This window comes from Mycobacterium sp. (assembly GCF_032162605.1).
Taxonomy (GTDB): domain Bacteria; phylum Actinomycetota; class Actinomycetes; order Mycobacteriales; family Mycobacteriaceae; genus Mycobacterium.
The window spans coordinates 14,077-29,012 of the sequence record NZ_JAVROT010000450.1; the positions used below are offsets into that span (position 1 = coordinate 14,077).

A 14,936-nucleotide genomic window follows, 5' to 3' on the forward strand; every position below is an offset into this window, starting at 1 on the left:
CGACATGGCCAAGCACGACTCCAAGGACGCGACCGACGACGTCTCGGACGCGGTGGAAGCAACCGAAGTCGATACCGGTTCCACTGCCGAGGAACTGGGCGCTCCCGACTCCGGGGCGCCCAAGCACGGCTTCTTCGTCCGCCTCTACACCGGCACCGGCGCCTTCGACGTCGTCGGCAAGCGCAAGCTCTGGTTCGGCATCAGCGGCGCGATCATCCTGATCGCGCTCGCCAGCATCCTGTTGCGCGGCTTCACCTTCGGCATCGACTTCGAGGGCGGCACCAAGGTGTCGCTGCCCGCCTCCGGTGCGCACGGCCAGGTGTCGACCCAGCAGGTCGAGGACGTCTTCAGCAAGACCCTCGGCAGGGGACCCGAGTCCGTGGTGCAGGTCGGCAACGGTGGCTCGGCGACCATTCAGATTCGGACCGAGAAGCTCAGCAATCCCGACAACGACAAGCTGCGCTCGGCGTTGTTCGAGGCGTTCTCGCCCAAGGGCCCCGACGGTCAACCGAGCCAAGCTGCGATCAGCAGCTCCGACGTGTCGGAGACCTGGGGTGGGCAGATCACCCAGAAGGCGATCATCGCCCTGGTCGTCTTCCTCGTTCTCGTCGCGGTCTACATCGCCATCCGCTACGAGCGGTACATGGCGGCCGCCGCCCTGGCCGCGCTGGTGTTCGACATCGTGACCACCGCGGGCGTGTACTCGCTGGTCGGCTTCGAGGTCACCCCCGCCACGGTGATTGGGCTGTTGACCATTCTCGGCTTCTCGCTGTACGACACGGTCATCGTGTTCGACAAGGTGGAGGAGAACATCCACGGCTTCGAACACACCACCCGCAGGACCTTCGCGGAGCAGGCCAACCTGGCGATCAACCAGACGTTCATGCGATCCATCAACACCAGTTTGATCTCCGTGCTGCCGATCCTGGCGCTGATCGTGGTCGCGGTCTGGTTGCTTGGCGTCGGGACGTTGCAGGATCTCGCGCTGGTGCAGCTCGTCGGTGTCATAGTCGGCACCTATTCGTCGATCTTCTTCGCCACACCCCTACTGGTCTCCATGCGGGAACGCACCGCTCTGGTGCGCGCCCACACGCGACGGGTCCTCAACCGGCGCAAGGGGTCCGCGGCGAAGATCTCGGACTCGTCATCTGACGCCGACGACTCGTCGGGGCCGGACACCGTGTCGGTGGCGTCGTCGCCGCGTCCTGCCAAACCGGCCCCGGAGAAACCGGCACCCGGTGTGAAGCCGATCCGCCCCACCGGAAGGCCGTCGGGTAAGCGGAACACCCGGCGGTAAGCCTCGATGACTGCTCGACCCGGACGGGCGGCGATGCTCGCGGCCGTGATGTCTTTGGTGGGCACCATGGGACTGTCCGCGTGTGGGGGAGGCTCGTCCGACAAGATCGACTACGCCGTCGACGGCACCCTGGTCACCTACAACACCAACACGGTGGCGGGCGCCGCCTCGGCGGGATCGCAGGCCTTCGCCCGGGTCCTGACGGGGTTCAACTATCACGGCCCCGACGGTCAGGCGGTCGGAGATCGCGACTTCGGCACCATCTCGGTGGTCGGGCGCACTCCGTTGGTGCTCGACTACCAGATCAGCGACAACGCCGTGTATTCGGACGGTAAGCCGGTGACCTGCGACGACATGGTGCTGGCGTGGGCCGCGCAGTCGGGGCGCTTCCCCGGATTCGACGCCGCTAGCCGGGCGGGCTACGGGGACGTCGCCGCGGTCGACTGTGCGCCGGGGCAGAAGAAGGCTCGGGTGTCGTTCGCCCAGGACCGGGCGTTCGTCGACTTCGGCCAGTTGTTCGCGGCGACGACGTTGATGCCGTCACACGTGATCGCCGACGAGCTCGGCAGGGGTGACGGCGGGGTCACCGCGGCACTGCAGGCCGGCGACCTCCCTACGGTCGCTCGCATCGCCCAGCTGTGGAACACCATCTGGAACCTGAGCCCCGACCTCGATCTCAAGCGCTTCCCATCCTCGGGGCCCTACAAGCTGAGCTCGGTCACCGACGACGGCGCCGTCGTGCTGGTGGCCAACGACAAGTGGTGGGGCGCCAAGCCCGTCACGGCCACGATCACGGTGTGGCCGCGGGGCGCCGACGTCCAGGACCGCGTGAACTCGGGTCACTACGACGTCGTCGACATCGCGGCGGGCTCGGCTGGAACGCTGACCATTCCCGACGACTACGTGCGCGCCGACAGCCCCTCCGCAGGTATCGAACAACTGATCTTCGCCCCGAGTGGACCCCTGGCGGACCCGGCCGCGCGCCGTGCCGTCGCGCTGTGCACGCCGCGGGACCTGATCGCACAGAACGCGCAGGTGCCGATCGCCAACAGTCGACTGAACCCGACCGCCGAGGATTCGATCGCGGCCGCCGAGAGCGCCGCGGAGGGCGGTCGGTTCAGCACCTCCAATCCCGGGGCGGCCCGCGACGCCATCGGCGCTAGGCCGCTGACCGTCCGGATCGGATACCAGAGCCCCAATGCGCGACTCGCGGCCACCGTGGGCACGATCGCCCGGGCGTGTGCGGCGGCCGGCATCACCGTCCAGGACGCGGCGTCGGAGACGACCGGGCCACAGGCGTTGCGCGACAACCAGATCGATGTTCTGCTCGCCAGCACCGGCGGAGCGACGGGCAGCGGTTCGACGGGATCGTCGGCGATGGACGCCTACGATCTGTACACCGGCAACGGCAACAACCTGTCCGGTTATTCAAATGAGCAGATCGACGGCGTCATCGGCGCTCTGGCGGTGACCGCCGATCCGAAGGAACTGGCCAGGTTGCTCGGGGAGGGGTCACCCGTACTGTGGGGCGATATGCCCACCCTTCCGCTCTACCGTCAGCAGCGAACCCTGGTGACCTCGACCAATATGACCGCCGTGAGCAGCAATCCGACGCGATGGGGTGCGGGATGGAACATGGACCGTTGGGTGCTGGCGAGATGACCGGTGCTGGGGGTCCCCCCGCATGCGGGGCAGAGCGAAGCGACCGGGGTCATGTTACCGACGTCGCCGCGGTCATCGGTTCGCTGATGCGTGAGGTGCCGGACTTTCCTGAGCCGGGGATCCAGTTCAAGGACCTCACCCCGGTGCTCGCCGACGCGCGGGGGCTGGCGGTGGTCACCGATGCGCTGGCCGCCGTGGCCGGTGACGCCGACCTGGTTGCGGGCATCGACGCGCGTGGCTTCCTGCTGGGCGCCGCCGTGGCGACACGGCTCGGCAAGGGCGTGCTGGCGGTCCGCAAGGGCGGCAAGCTGCCGCCTCCGGTGCATGCCGAGACCTACGCCCTCGAATACGGCACCGCGACTTTGGAGATTCCGGCCGACGGTATCGAACTCGCCGGATTGCGTGTTCTTGTGATCGACGACGTACTGGCCACCGGAGGCACGTTGGCCGCGGCCGTGCAACTGCTCAGGACCGGCGGTGCGACGGTCACGGGCGCCGCGGTGGTTTTGGAGCTGTCGGCACTCGGTGGACGGGCGAAGTTGCCGGATCTGCCTGTCACCAGCCTGTACGTGGTGCGATGAGCGAGCGAAGAACCAACGGCGCAGCATGAGCGCTTGCGCGAAGAATTGACGGGGGTAGCAGGGATATCCTCGACGGAAGTACCCGCGCGGGTCAGGAGGTGAGCACGGTGGCGGACGATCAAGCGTTGACGCAGACGCAGCCGATGCCGGTCATCACCCCGGATCTGTTGGCACCCGAGAGCCCGAAGCCGCCGTCGAGTGCGTCGCGACGGGTGAGGGCCCGGCTGGCGCGGCGGATGACGTCTCAGCGCAGCACGGTGAACCCGGTGCTCGAGCCGCTGGTGGCCGTTCACCGGGAGGTCTACCCGAAGGCCGACCTCGCGATCCTGCAGCGCGCCTACGAGGTGGCCGAGTTGCGTCACGCCGACCAGCTTCGCCGTTCGGGTGATCCGTACATCACCCATCCGCTGGCGGTGGCGAACATCCTCGCCGAGCTGGGCATGGACACCACGACGCTGGTGGCTGCCCTGTTGCACGACACGGTCGAGGACACCGGCTACACGCTGGAGGCGCTCACTTCCGATTTCGGGGTCGAGGTCGGGCATCTGGTGGACGGCGTCACCAAGCTCGACAGGGTGGTGCTGGGCACCGCGGCCGAGGGCGAGACCATCCGCAAGATGATCATCGCGATGGCGCGTGACCCCCGGGTGCTGGTCATCAAGGTCGCGGACCGGCTGCACAACATGCGTACCATGCGATTCCTGCCGCCGGAGAAGCAGGCGCGCAAGGCCCGCGAGACGCTGGAAGTCATTGCGCCCCTTGCTCACCGGCTGGGCATGGCGACTGTCAAGTGGGAGCTGGAGGATCTATCGTTCGCGATCCTGCACCCGAAGAAGTATGAGGAGATCGTCCGACTGGTCGCCGACCGTGCGCCGTCACGCGACACGTACCTGGCCAAGGTGCGCGCCGAGATCGTCAACACCGTCACCGCCTCGAAGATCAATGCGACGGTGGAGGGCAGGCCCAAGCACTACTGGTCGATCTATCAGAAGATGATCGTCAAGGGCCGCGACTTCGACGAGATCCACGACCTGGTGGGCGTGCGGATCCTGTGCGACGAGATTCGTGACTGCTATGCCGCCGTCGGTGCGGTGCACTCGTTGTGGCAGCCGATGGCCGGCCGGTTCAAGGATTACATCGCCCAGCCGCGGTATGGCGTCTACCAGTCGCTCCACACCACCGTCGTCGGGCCGGAGGGCAAGCCGCTGGAGGTGCAGATCCGTACCCGCAACATGCATCGCACCGCCGAGTACGGCATCGCCGCGCACTGGCGATACAAGGAAGCCAAGGGCCGCAACGGCGTTCCCGCCAATAACGCCGCCGCCGAGATCGACGACATGGCCTGGATGCGCCAGCTCCTCGACTGGCAGCGGGAAGCGGCCGACCCTGGCGAGTTCCTGGAGTCCTTGCGCTACGACCTTGCGGTGCAGGAGATCTTCGTCTTCACGCCCAAGGGCGACGTGATCACCCTGCCGACCGGCTCGACGCCGGTGGACTTCGCCTATGCCGTGCACACCGAGGTCGGGCACCGCTGTATCGGCGCACGGGTCAACGGGCGACTGGTCGCGCTAGAGCGCAAACTCGAAAACGGCGAAGTTGTCGAGGTCTTCACGTCGAAGGCACTCAATGCGGGCCCGTCGCGGGACTGGCAGACGTTCGTCGTGTCGCCGCGGGCCAAGGCCAAGATCCGGCAGTGGTTCGCCAAGGAAAGGCGTGAGGAGGCGCTCGAGTCAGGTAAGGACTCGATCGCGCGCGAGGTTCGGCGCGGCGGTCTTCCATTGCAGCGCTTGATGAACGGCGAGTCGATGGCCGCGCTGGCCCGCGAGTTGCGCTACGTCGACGTGTCATCCCTCTATACCGCAGTGGGCGAGGGTCACGTCTCGGCGCGCCACGTCGTTCAGCGGCTGGTCGCCCAACTGGGCGGAGACGACGAGGCTGAGGACGAGATCGCCGAGCGGTCCACGCCCGCGACCATGTTGGTGCGCCAACGCACCAGCGAGGACGTCGGTGTCGCGGTGCCCGGTGCGCCTGGGGTTCTGACGAAGCTGGCCAAGTGCTGCACCCCGGTACCCGGTGACGTCATCCTGGGCTTTGTGACGCGCGGTGGTGGAGTCAGCGTCCACCGCACCGACTGCACGAATGCCACGTCCCTGCAACAGCAATCGGAACGGATCATCGACGTCAAGTGGGCGCCGTCCCCGTCGTCGGTGTTCCTGGTGGCCATCCAGGTGGAGGCCCTCGATAGGCATCGGTTGTTGTCGGACGTGACGCGGGTGCTGGCCGACGAGAAGGTCAACATCCTCTCGGCGTCGGTGGCCACGTCGAACGACAGAGTGGCGATCAGCCGGTTCACCTTCGAGATGGGCGACCCCAAGCACCTCGGCCACGTGCTGAACGTGGTGCGCAACGTGGAGGGCGTCTACGACGTCTACCGGGTGACGTCAGCGGCGTAGTACCCAACTCCCGCGAGCGTGCGTGTTTGCCCTGCGACACGCCGCATTCAGAGCAGTTTTCTGCACGCTCGGCCCGTCGGTCGCCGATCCGACTTCGCGGCGAGCGTGCGCGAACTCGCATTCCGGTCCGGCGTGTCGTGCGCAGACACGCGCGCTCGCGCACTAGGGGAGGGTGACGTCGTTGTCGGCGGCGTATCGCCGGATCAGGCCGCGACGGGCGGTGCCAACCGGGAAGTGACCTCGCGGGCCGGGTCCTAGTTCAGCCGGATCGACTCGATCGTCACGCTCGTCGCCGGGTTGCCGTCGTCACTGCCGTCCTTGACCCCCCCGGCCGCGATCTTGCCGACGACCGCCAGGCCCGTCTCGTCGACCGAGCCGAACACGGTATACGTCGGTGGGAGTTGAGAATCGGCGTAGACGACGAAGAACTGGCTGCCGTTGGTGCCCGGGCCGCCATTGGCCATGGCGAGCGTCCCCCGCGGGTACACCACCGGCGTCTGCAGCCCGGGATCGGCCAGACGGAACTGATTCGTCGGGTACTCGTTGGGGAAGCGATACCCAGGCCCGCCGGTGCCCTGGCCGGTGGGGTCGCCGCACTGCAGCATTCCGAGCGTCGTCGACGTCGCCAGTCGGTGGCAGGGCGTGTCGTCGTAGAAACCCTGCTGCGCCAGGCTGACGAAGTTGTTGACGGTGCACGGTGCCTTGCCGTTGTCGAGCTGGACGGCGATCACGCCACCGTCGGTGACGATCGTGGCGCCGACCGTCGCGGGGGTGGTCGGTACGCGCCCGGCGCGCGGGGGTTTGACGGGCTTGGCAGTCTTCTCCGTCGTTGCGGGGTACTGGCAATTCGATCCGAGTGTGGCCGACGGTTTGAAGGACGGGAGTGGCGCGTTCGGCAGTGGCGCGCCCGTGATCTCGGGGGAGCTCGAGTGGGAGCGATTCGGGTCGAAGTCCTCGGCGATGCGGACCAGGAAGGCGGCGAAGACGACGGTGAAGACGACGGCGACCACGGTCAGCACCGCCACCACATAGCTGATGACTACTCCCGCGATGGCGAGGCCGTGGCCGCCCTCGTTGTTCTTTCTGATCTGCGACAGGGACATGTGGCCGAACACGATGCCCAGCGGAAAGAAGAGGAATGCGCAGACCAGCGATGCGATTGCCAGGTCGTTGGTGTTTGGCGGCTGCCGGTAGGTCGGATAGCCGGGCGGGCCGGCCATCCCGCCGGGCGCACCGTAGAAGCCTGGGTCACCGCCAGGCGGCGGCGGGTACTCCCCGTACGGTGGGGGCGGCGGGGGGATGGTCACGCAGATCGGCCCGGTCCGGCGTCAGTCCAGTTGGAGCGACTTGATCTGGACCGGGGTCTTCGGGGCCCCGTCGTCAGCGCCTCGATCGCCGGGAACGACGCCGGCTGCCGCGATCTTGTCGAGGGTGGCCAGACCTGTCGCGTCGATCGTGCCGAAGGCCGTGTAGTTCGGCGGCAGCTGAGAATCCTTGTAGACCAGGAAGAACTGGCTCCCGTTGGAGCCGGGCGCGCCGGTGTTGGCCATCGCCAGCGTGCCGCGCGGGTACACGACGGGTGCCTGGAGTGCCGGGTCGTCGGGCTGGTACTGGTTCGTGGGGTACTCGTTGTTGAACCCGTAGCCCGGTCCGCCGGTGCCTTGTCCGGTCGGGTCGCCGCACTGCAGGACCGCAAGCCCGGGCGACGTCGTCAGCCGGTGGCACGGGGTGTCGTTGAAGTAGCCCTGCTGCGCGAGGCTCGCGAAGCTGTTCACGGTGCAGGGCGCCTTGGCGTTGTCGAGCTGTAGGCCGATGTTGCCCTGCGAGGTGGTCAGGCTGGCGCTGATCTGCGCGGGTTCGGTCGGTACCTTGCCGGAACGGGGCGGGTTGTTCTTCTTGCTCGCCGTCTCGGCCGCCGGGTACTGGCAGTTCGCTCCGAGGTCGGCGGGTGCGACGAACGGTGGCAGTCCTGCGCCCCCCGGCGGCGGCTGCGGCTTCGGCTGCGCCGAGGTCGACGGTGTGGGCGTGTCGGCCGAGGCGTTGGTGTCCGGCCCCTTGTTGGTCAGGATCACGGTCGCGACGACGGCCCCGATGACCAGAAGCACGCCCGCGGAGGCGCCGATGATGGTGAAGAGGCGACGCCTGCGCTCCAGGGCGGCGCGGCGCTCCAGCTGCCGCTCCAGTTTGCGCTTGGCAGTCGCTCGCCGCTGTTCGTTGGTCGGCACCGCGTGATCCTCCTCGTGATCGTCGATCGGCACCGAGTGTGCCAGCAATGGCTGAGCGTAGGTGCTGCGACCCACGCGAAGTGCGGATGGGAAACTGGTCGGCGTGTTCATCACCGGCTTTCCGGCAGGCATGTTGCAGTGCAACTGCTACGTGCTCGCCACCAAGCAGGGAGCCGATGCCATCGTCGTCGACCCTGGCCAACGGGCGATGGGCGCGTTGCGCCGGATCCTCGACGAGAATCGGCTGACTCCGGCGGCCGTGCTCCTCACCCACGGACACGTCGACCACATCTGGTCGGCGCAAAAGGTCGCCGACACGTACGGCTGCCCCGCCTACATCCATCCCGACGATCGGGTCATGCTGACCGACCCGATCAAGGGCTTCGGGCCGCGGTTGGCGCAGTTGGCGCTCGCGGCGGTTTTCCGTGAACCACGTCAGGTCGTCGAGTTGGACCGCGACGGAGACAAGATCGAGCTGGGCGGTTTCACCGTCACCGTCGATCACACGCCGGGCCACACGAAGGGCTCGGTCGTCTTTCGGGTTTCCGGCGGACTGGAGCGCAGCGACTCGGGGACAATTCCGGTGGGACCCGGGGAGTTGGCGTTCACCGGTGACACCCTGTTCAAGCAGTCGATCGGCCGCACCGATCTGTTCGGCGGCAGCGGCCGCGACCTGCTGACCTCGATCGTGTCGAAGCTGTTGGTGCTCGACGACGACACCGTGGTACTACCTGGGCATGGCCCCAAGTCCACGATCGGTGCCGAGCGCCGCACCAATCCGTTCCTCGAAGGTCTGTGAACAGTGAGTGAGTTTCAGGCGCCCAAGGGCATCCCGGACTATCTGCCGCCGGACTCGGCGCAGTTCGTCGCGGTCCGCGACGGACTGTTGGAGGCCGCGCGGCGCGCTGGTTATGGCCACGTCGAACTGCCGATCTTCGAGGACACCGCGTTGTTCGCGCGTGGCGTCGGCGAGTCGACGGACGTCGTCAGCAAGGAGATGTATACCTTCGCCGACCGCGGCGAGAGGTCGGTGACGCTGCGGCCCGAGGGCACGGCCGGCGTGATGCGAGCCGTCATCGAGCACGGTCTGGGCCGGGGGCAGTTGCCCGTCAAGCTGCGGTACTCGGGGCCGTTCTTCCGTTACGAGCGCCCGCAGGCCGGGCGGTACCGCCAACTGCAGCAGGTCGGTGTCGAGGCGATCGGGGTGGACGATCCCGCCCTCGACGCCGAGGTGATCGCCGTCGCCGACGCGGGGTTCCGCGCACTCGGGCTCGACGGTTTCCGGCTGGAGGTCACATCACTCGGTGACGACACGTGCCGAACGCAGTACCGGGAGTTGTTGCAGGAGTTCCTCTTCGGTCTCGACCTCGACGAGGACACCCGCCGCCGCGCCGAGATCAACCCCCTGCGCGTGCTCGACGACAAGCGGACATCAGTACGTGAGCAGACCGCTGATGCACCACTCATGTTGGATCACCTCTCCGACGTCGCCAAGCAGCACTTCGACACGGTGCTGGCGAACCTGGATGCCCTCGGCGTGCCGTACGTCATCAACCCGCGGATGGTGCGCGGTCTGGACTACTACACCAAGACGACGTTCGAGTTCGTGCACGATGGCCTGGGCGCACAGTCGGGCATCGGTGGTGGCGGCCGTTACGACGGGCTGATGAAGCAGCTGGGTGGACAGGACCTGTCGGGCATCGGCTTCGGTCTCGGGGTCGACCGCACGGTGCTGGCGCTGAGGGCCGAGGGCAAGACGGTCGGGGAGACGGCGCGGGTCGACGTGTACTGCGTGCCTCTCGGAGACACGGCGAAGTCGGCACTGGTCCGGCTCGCGGGCGCACTCCGCGCCGCAGGCGTGCGGGTGGACCTCGCCTACGGGGACCGCGGGATGAAGGGCGCCATGCGCGCGGCCGACCGGTCCGGCGCGAAGATCGCGCTCGTCGCCGGAGACCGCGACGTCGACGCAGGAACGGTCGGCGTCAAGGATCTGGCGACGGGGGAGCAGGTCGACCTGGCCAACGACGCCGTCGTGGCCGACGTCGTCTCCCGCCTGCGCCCCACCTGAGCCCGTCTTCCCCGCGAGCGTGCGCGTCTGTACGCGACACGCCGACGGTCGTTGGCAGTTCGCGCACCCTCGCGGGGGACAGTCTCAGCGCGGATAGCCGAAGAGCAAGCCAATCAGGACCGTGTGCAGGTCGCCGATCCCGCCGTTGAACGGGTTGCCGCGCTTGAGGATTCGGGTACCGCTTGGAGTTCTGGCCACCCCGGCGCCCCCGGCGTCGAGGTACACCCGTCGCGCCCGGTCGAACACCGCATCGGGCCGGTAGCTGCCCAGCGGTCTCGCCCTGGCGTCGCGGATTCTGCTCACCACGGCGATGACTGCGCCGCCGAACACGACGCCGACGATGAGAAAGATCGCGCCGATCCACCATGGCAGCGTTGCGCTTCCGGTCGCCGCCAGCGTCAGCGCCACGGCGCCGTATCCGCCGACCACCAACGCCAACACTCCGATGACGAACGCGCGGGTCGCCAGCGGTCCGGTGCCCCGGTCGACGAGTAGCACCAGCGTCCCGTGCTCGGCGACCGCGAGGCCACCGACCTCGGCGACGATGCGCGATTCCACGGACGCCGGACTTCCCGGAGTCTGTCATGGTCGTCTCCGCACGTGGCAACATCGGCGGACGTGCGAGTACTGGTGCAGCGCGTCACGTCGGCCCGAGTGGTGGTCGACGACGCCGTGGTCGGTGAGATCCGTCCCGAGGGACAGGGCCTGTTGGCGCTCGTCGGCGTCACACACACCGACGACGCAGGCACCGTCCGACGGATGGCCGAGAAGCTCTGGGCGCTCAGGATCCTCGATGACGAGCGCTCGGCATCCGATGTTGGCGCCCCGGTGCTGGTGGTCAGTCAGTTCACGCTCTACGCCAACACTCTCAAGGGCAGGCGCCCATCGTGGAATGCAGCCGCGCCGCGGGAGGTAGCGGAACCCCTGGTGGAGGCCTTCGCGGACGCGCTGCGCCAGCTCGGGGCTCACGTCGAGACGGGGGTATTCGGTGCCGACATGGCGGTCGGGCTCGTCAACGACGGCCCGGTGACTGTGCTGCTCGAGCTCTAGAGTCGGCCGGCGAGCGTGCGCGGACTGTCATTCTGCCTCGGCGTGGCGCGCGCAAACACGCGCGCTCGCGGGAGAAGTGGGCGAGTGGGGGACGTAACGGTTCGGTAGCGTTGGCCGATGTGACGTTCATGCGAAAAGCTACAGGCAGGATCGGGGCAGCATTCGGAGTGGCGGCGCTGGTGGCGTCCGCGGGGGTGGCGGCCACCCAGGCCACGGCAGGGGCTGATCCAACCGCCCACCAGGTGCAATACACGCTCACGGCGACAGACGGCGCGGACTTCGACCTCTACTACGTGACGAACCAACCCCCGAGCAAGGCGGCGTATGACGCCGACGCGTACTCGTTCCTGAAGAAGGACCAGGTGAGTCTGGCGCCGGGTGTGCCGTGGGTGTTCGACACCACGCTCGCGGACCCGAACTGGGCGATCCTGACAGTGAGCAGCACCACGCACGGGGGTCGGGCCGCACCGAACCCGCACTGCGAGATCACCGTCGATGGCAAGGTGGTCGTGCAGCAGGATGCGCCCTACAACCTGCAGTGCAAGCTGCCGGGCAGCTTGGTCTAACTCACTCAGCTCGCGAAGACGTACACCCAGGCGGTCCGGCCCGAGCGCAGATGACGCGCGTTGCCGTAGGAGAAGGGCCACTCGGTCGGTTCAGTCGTCACGCGGGTTCGCTGAAGTTCCTGCTCGTCGGTCTCGCGGTTGCGGCGACGCCACTCGCCCAGGTGGCGGCCACCACGCTGATCGTGAACCTGAGGCATGTGTTCTATGCGTTGTCGTTTCCGCTGGACCGGGTCGACGGTGTACTCGCAAAGGTGTACAGCACCTACGCCTTGACCGACAGGCCTACGCAGTAACGTCCGCAGAACCCTCGAAACTGGACGTCGCGCTCGATCGTGTTGGTGCAGTTCATCTTTCAGGTGGCCTGAGTGTCAGGCGCCACGATCGGGCACTGGTCGGCTCCGCGATGCCCATCGAGCGCGTCCAAGGTCTCGACTTTGCGCTCACCGCCTTGTTCGTGGTCTTGTCGATCGATGCCTACCGCGCCCGCCCGGACCGGTTGTCGGCGGCGTGCGCGCTGATGTGCGCCGTATGGCGGCGGTGACGGTTCCAGAACAGATGTTGGTGTGGGCGTTCGTCGGCTACACCGCAATCCTGGTGGGTCGGCTCTTCGCGGCTCGGCGCAGGGAATCTGGTGGCTGATCCGTGGCACATAGCGGCGATGGTGGCCGTCAGCGCGGTGATCACCTGGGCGCAGCGCGCTCTTCCGTTCGCGGTGCTCGCGCCGATGCGCCGGTCGGTCGTGGTGCGCCATCTGAGCGTGCACATGCCGGTCGGCATCATGCTGATCCTGGCCGTCTACACACTGCCTACACACTGCGCGACGCGCCTCGCGCCGGTGCCGGTCACGTCTGGGCGATCATCGCTGCGCTCGCCGTGACCGTGGGCCTGCACCTCTGGTGCAGCAACGCGCTGCTGTCGATCGTCGGTGACACACTGGTCAAAGTCCTGGTGGTATCGCTGGTGCTGTCCGGCCGACGTAGATGCCCTGAAATGAACTATGGGCTGACAAGGTTTCCCTTGTCAGCCCATAGATCGTGAAGTTCTTAGATCGCGGTAACTCCGGTGGCCTGGGGGCCCTTCGCACCTTGTCCGACATCGAACTGAACCCGCTGAGCCTCTTCCAGCGAGCGGTAGCCGCCGCCTTGGATCTCAGAATAGTGGACGAAGACATCCGGGGAGCCGTCGTCGGGGGCGATAAAGCCGAAGCCCTTTTCGCTGTTGAACCATTTCACAGTTCCCTGTGCCATATCTTCTGTACTTCTTTCATCAGGAGCGGATGTGTCTTACACCCGTCCAGAAGTCTACGGCACAAACCGTCTCCCATCTCACTAAAGATCGCGAAGAGTTGTGGATTGACATCCTGTCGAACGTATGTTCGACTGGATTCGTGCGCTGGGACGGTCAGGGGATCGGGGTCGACGACGGCGCGTTGCCGGGTTTGCAGCGCATCGGCTTCGTCCGATCAATACGTGCGCCGCAGTTCGACGGCATTACCTTCCACGAGGTGTTGTGCAAGTCCGCACTCAACAAGGTGCCCGACGCGTCCGAGTTGCCATTTCGGTTCACCGTGAATGGCTACCGTGGGTGCAGTCACGCGTGCCGGTACTGCTTTGCCAGGCCGACGCACGAGTACCTCGACTTCGACAGTGGCGACGACTTCGACACCCAGGTGGTCGTGAAGACCAATGTCGCCGCCGTGCTGCGCCGGGAGCTGTCTCGGCCGTCGTGGACCCGCGAGACCGTGGCGCTAGGCACCAATACGGACCCTTATCAACGCGCCGAGGGTCGGTACTCACTCATGCCCGGAATCATTGGTGCACTTGCCGATTCGGGCACGCCGTTCTCGATCCTCACCAAGGGCACGCTGTTGCGCCGCGACCTGCCGCTGATCGTCGAGGCTGCACGGGCCGTCGACGTCAGTGTCGCGGTCTCCCTGGCAGTCGGTGATCTCGAACTGCACGCTGACGTCGAGCCGGGCACTCCGACGCCACGGGCTCGGCTCCAGTTGATCCGCGCGATTCGCGGTGCAGGACTCGACTGTCACGTGATGGTGGCGCCCGTCCTGCCCCTGTTGACCGACTCGGTCGAGCAGCTCGACGCGCTGCTCGGGCAGATCGCCGCCGCCGGCGCCACCAGCGCGACGGTGTTCGGGCTGCACCTCCGCGGTTCGACGCGGGGCTGGTTCATGGCCTGGCTGACACGGTCGCGTCCCGAACTGGTGCGTGAGTATCGCCAGCTGTACGCGCGCGGAGCCTATCTGCCCGCAAACTACCGCGACTCGTTGCGCGAACGGGCAGCTCCGTTGATTTCCAAGTACGGCTTGACCGGTGACCACCGGTCCTTCCGCACGGTGCCTGCGACGGCGCAGGCGGCCGTCGCGCTGCCAGAACCGACCCTGTTCTGAGCGCAGCGGCGGGCCGCCCACTGTCGGGGCCGAGCGATGCCGGCCCCCGGGCAGACACCGACGTAGGCCGCAGAATCAGCCACCAGCGATCCCACCACCTCGGTGCGGAGACACGAGGAGCGCTAGGACCTCGATCGACGCAGCACTAGCATTCTGCACATGGGGGGCGTTCCCGGCGGTTCGAAAATCAAGGGCCGGGTCGGAAGTTGGTTTGCGGGACTCGAATTCCGCCAGATGAGACAGTTGGCCGTGCTCGCGGTGTTGGGGGCCACCGCACTCTTCGGCGGCTTGGACACCGTCGATGACTCAGTCACGACGTTTCGACCGGGCGAGGAATTCAGCGACGGCGAGTTCACGGTCGTCGTCGAGCGCGCATCGCTGGTCGGTGAACTGCGCTCCGGCCCACGGCTGCTGCGCGCACCGGCACCCGGCACGCAGTACCTGGGGGTGGTCGCCACCGTGCGCAACGATGGCACCACGTCCGACGGGTTGCGCAACGAACTCGATCTTCGTGACCAGCCAAAGGCAGAGTTCGTCGGTGCGATGCGGTTGGACGGTGGCACCCAGATCCTCACGCTGGGACCTGGCCTGAAGGAGGAGGTCGCCTTCGTATGGTCACTGCCCGAGTCG

General features: G+C 67.1%; 17 protein-coding genes. 13 read left to right on the top strand and 4 right to left on the bottom strand.

Annotation, left to right across the window (positions count from 1 at the left end; translation table 11 throughout):
* The first annotated feature begins 4 nt into the window (after nt 1–4).
* From secF to QOI01_RS25190, 4 genes are all read left to right on the top strand, one after another.
* Nucleotides 5–1,297 carry a protein translocase subunit SecF gene (gene secF / locus QOI01_RS25175; protein WP_526385824.1) on the top strand — a complete coding sequence of 431 codons (1,293 nt, stop codon included), beginning with the start codon at nt 5–7 and terminating at the stop codon, nt 1,295–1,297.
* 6 nt (nt 1,298–1,303) lie between these two features.
* Nucleotides 1,304–2,959: an ABC transporter substrate-binding protein gene (locus tag QOI01_RS25180; RefSeq protein WP_526385826.1), complete on the top strand. Its 1,656-nt coding sequence runs from the start codon at nt 1,304–1,306 to the stop codon at nt 2,957–2,959.
* A complete protein-coding gene (locus QOI01_RS25185) occupies nt 2,956–3,540 on the top strand; it encodes an adenine phosphoribosyltransferase (RefSeq protein WP_526385828.1) in 585 nt (194 codons plus the stop codon). Before QOI01_RS25180 ends, QOI01_RS25185 begins: the two co-directional genes overlap by 4 nt.
* Nucleotides 3,541–3,647: 107 nt before the next feature.
* On the top strand, nt 3,648–5,993 hold the full coding sequence (locus QOI01_RS25190) for a RelA/SpoT family protein (RefSeq protein WP_526385830.1): 2,346 nt from the start codon (nt 3,648–3,650) through the stop codon (nt 5,991–5,993).
* A 254-nt stretch (nt 5,994–6,247) separates the two neighbouring features.
* Here the strand turns inward: QOI01_RS25190 and QOI01_RS25195 are convergent, their stop codons facing one another.
* Together QOI01_RS25195 and QOI01_RS25200 are read right to left on the bottom strand one after the other, a co-directional pair.
* A complete protein-coding gene (locus tag QOI01_RS25195; protein ID WP_526385832.1) occupies nt 6,248–7,300 on the bottom strand; it encodes a peptidylprolyl isomerase in 1,053 nt (350 codons plus the stop codon).
* A gap of 21 nt (nt 7,301–7,321) precedes the next feature.
* Nucleotides 7,322–8,218, bottom strand: a complete 897-nt coding sequence (locus QOI01_RS25200; protein ID WP_526385851.1) for a peptidylprolyl isomerase — start codon at nt 8,216–8,218, stop codon at nt 7,322–7,324.
* Nucleotides 8,219–8,321: 103 nt separating this feature from the next.
* On the opposite strand from QOI01_RS25200, the gene QOI01_RS25205 reads away from it, so the two are divergent.
* Nucleotides 8,322–9,017, top strand: coding sequence for an MBL fold metallo-hydrolase (locus tag QOI01_RS25205; RefSeq protein ID WP_526385834.1), 696 nt, complete (start codon nt 8,322–8,324; stop codon nt 9,015–9,017).
* 3 nt (nt 9,018–9,020) lie between these two features.
* On the top strand, nt 9,021–10,286 hold the full coding sequence (hisS, locus tag QOI01_RS25210) for a histidine--tRNA ligase (RefSeq protein ID WP_526385836.1): 1,266 nt from the start codon (nt 9,021–9,023) through the stop codon (nt 10,284–10,286).
* 84 nt (nt 10,287–10,370) lie between these two features.
* Here the strand turns inward: hisS and QOI01_RS25215 are convergent, their stop codons facing one another.
* Nucleotides 10,371–10,844 carry a hypothetical protein gene (locus QOI01_RS25215; protein ID WP_526385838.1) on the bottom strand — a complete coding sequence of 158 codons (474 nt, stop codon included), beginning with the start codon at nt 10,842–10,844 and terminating at the stop codon, nt 10,371–10,373.
* A gap of 60 nt (nt 10,845–10,904) precedes the next feature.
* Here QOI01_RS25215 and dtd point away from each other — a divergent pair, with 60 nt between their 5' ends.
* The 5 genes from dtd to QOI01_RS25240 all read left to right on the top strand — a co-directional run bounded on the left by dtd (nt 10,905) and on the right by QOI01_RS25240 (nt 12,779).
* A complete protein-coding gene (gene dtd / locus QOI01_RS25220) occupies nt 10,905–11,336 on the top strand; it encodes a D-aminoacyl-tRNA deacylase (protein WP_526385853.1) in 432 nt (143 codons plus the stop codon).
* 128 nt (nt 11,337–11,464) lie between these two features.
* Entirely contained in the window at nt 11,465–11,902 is a 438-nt protein-coding gene (locus QOI01_RS25225) for an Rv2576c family protein (protein WP_526385840.1), read from the top strand.
* 50 nt (nt 11,903–11,952) lie between these two features.
* Nucleotides 11,953–12,195 (top strand): AzlC family ABC transporter permease, encoded by a 243-nt coding sequence (locus QOI01_RS25230; protein WP_526385842.1) that lies wholly within the window; start codon nt 11,953–11,955, stop codon nt 12,193–12,195.
* Nucleotides 12,196–12,305: 110 nt separating this feature from the next.
* On the top strand, nt 12,306–12,443 hold the full coding sequence (locus QOI01_RS25235) for a hypothetical protein (RefSeq protein ID WP_526385844.1): 138 nt from the start codon (nt 12,306–12,308) through the stop codon (nt 12,441–12,443).
* 90 nt (nt 12,444–12,533) lie between these two features.
* Nucleotides 12,534–12,779, top strand: a complete 246-nt coding sequence (locus QOI01_RS25240; RefSeq protein WP_526385846.1) for a hypothetical protein — start codon at nt 12,534–12,536, stop codon at nt 12,777–12,779.
* Between the two features lie 166 nt (nt 12,780–12,945).
* On the opposite strand, the gene QOI01_RS25245 is transcribed toward QOI01_RS25240, so the two are convergent.
* On the bottom strand, nt 12,946–13,149 hold the full coding sequence (locus QOI01_RS25245; protein ID WP_056548397.1) for a cold-shock protein: 204 nt from the start codon (nt 13,147–13,149) through the stop codon (nt 12,946–12,948).
* A 140-nt stretch (nt 13,150–13,289) separates the two neighbouring features.
* Between QOI01_RS25245 and QOI01_RS25250 the strand changes: the two genes are divergently transcribed.
* Complete coding sequence (locus tag QOI01_RS25250; protein ID WP_526385848.1) at nt 13,290–14,306, top strand: Rv2578c family radical SAM protein; 1,017 nt, start codon at nt 13,290–13,292, stop codon at nt 14,304–14,306.
* Between the two features lie 159 nt (nt 14,307–14,465).
* Nucleotides 14,466–14,936, top strand: a 471-nt coding sequence (locus QOI01_RS25255; RefSeq protein WP_526385850.1) for a hypothetical protein, incomplete at its 3' end; no start/stop codon positions are given.

Coding starts and splice junctions, on each gene's coding strand:
- QOI01_RS25245 (WP_056548397.1), bottom strand. CDS start 13,149: ATGGCACAGGGAACTGTGAAATGGTTCAACAGCGAAAAGGGCTTCGGC.
- QOI01_RS25235 (WP_526385844.1), top strand. CDS start 12,306: ATGCCCATCGAGCGCGTCCAAGGTCTCGACTTTGCGCTCACCGCCTTG.
- QOI01_RS25225 (WP_526385840.1), top strand. CDS start 11,465: ATGCGAAAAGCTACAGGCAGGATCGGGGCAGCATTCGGAGTGGCGGCG.
- QOI01_RS25185 (WP_526385828.1), top strand. CDS start 2,956: ATGACCGGTGCTGGGGGTCCCCCCGCATGCGGGGCAGAGCGAAGCGAC.
- secF (WP_526385824.1), top strand. CDS start 5: ATGGCCAAGCACGACTCCAAGGACGCGACCGACGACGTCTCGGACGCG.
- QOI01_RS25180 (WP_526385826.1), top strand. CDS start 1,304: ATGACTGCTCGACCCGGACGGGCGGCGATGCTCGCGGCCGTGATGTCT.
- QOI01_RS25230 (WP_526385842.1), top strand. CDS start 11,953: ATGACGCGCGTTGCCGTAGGAGAAGGGCCACTCGGTCGGTTCAGTCGT.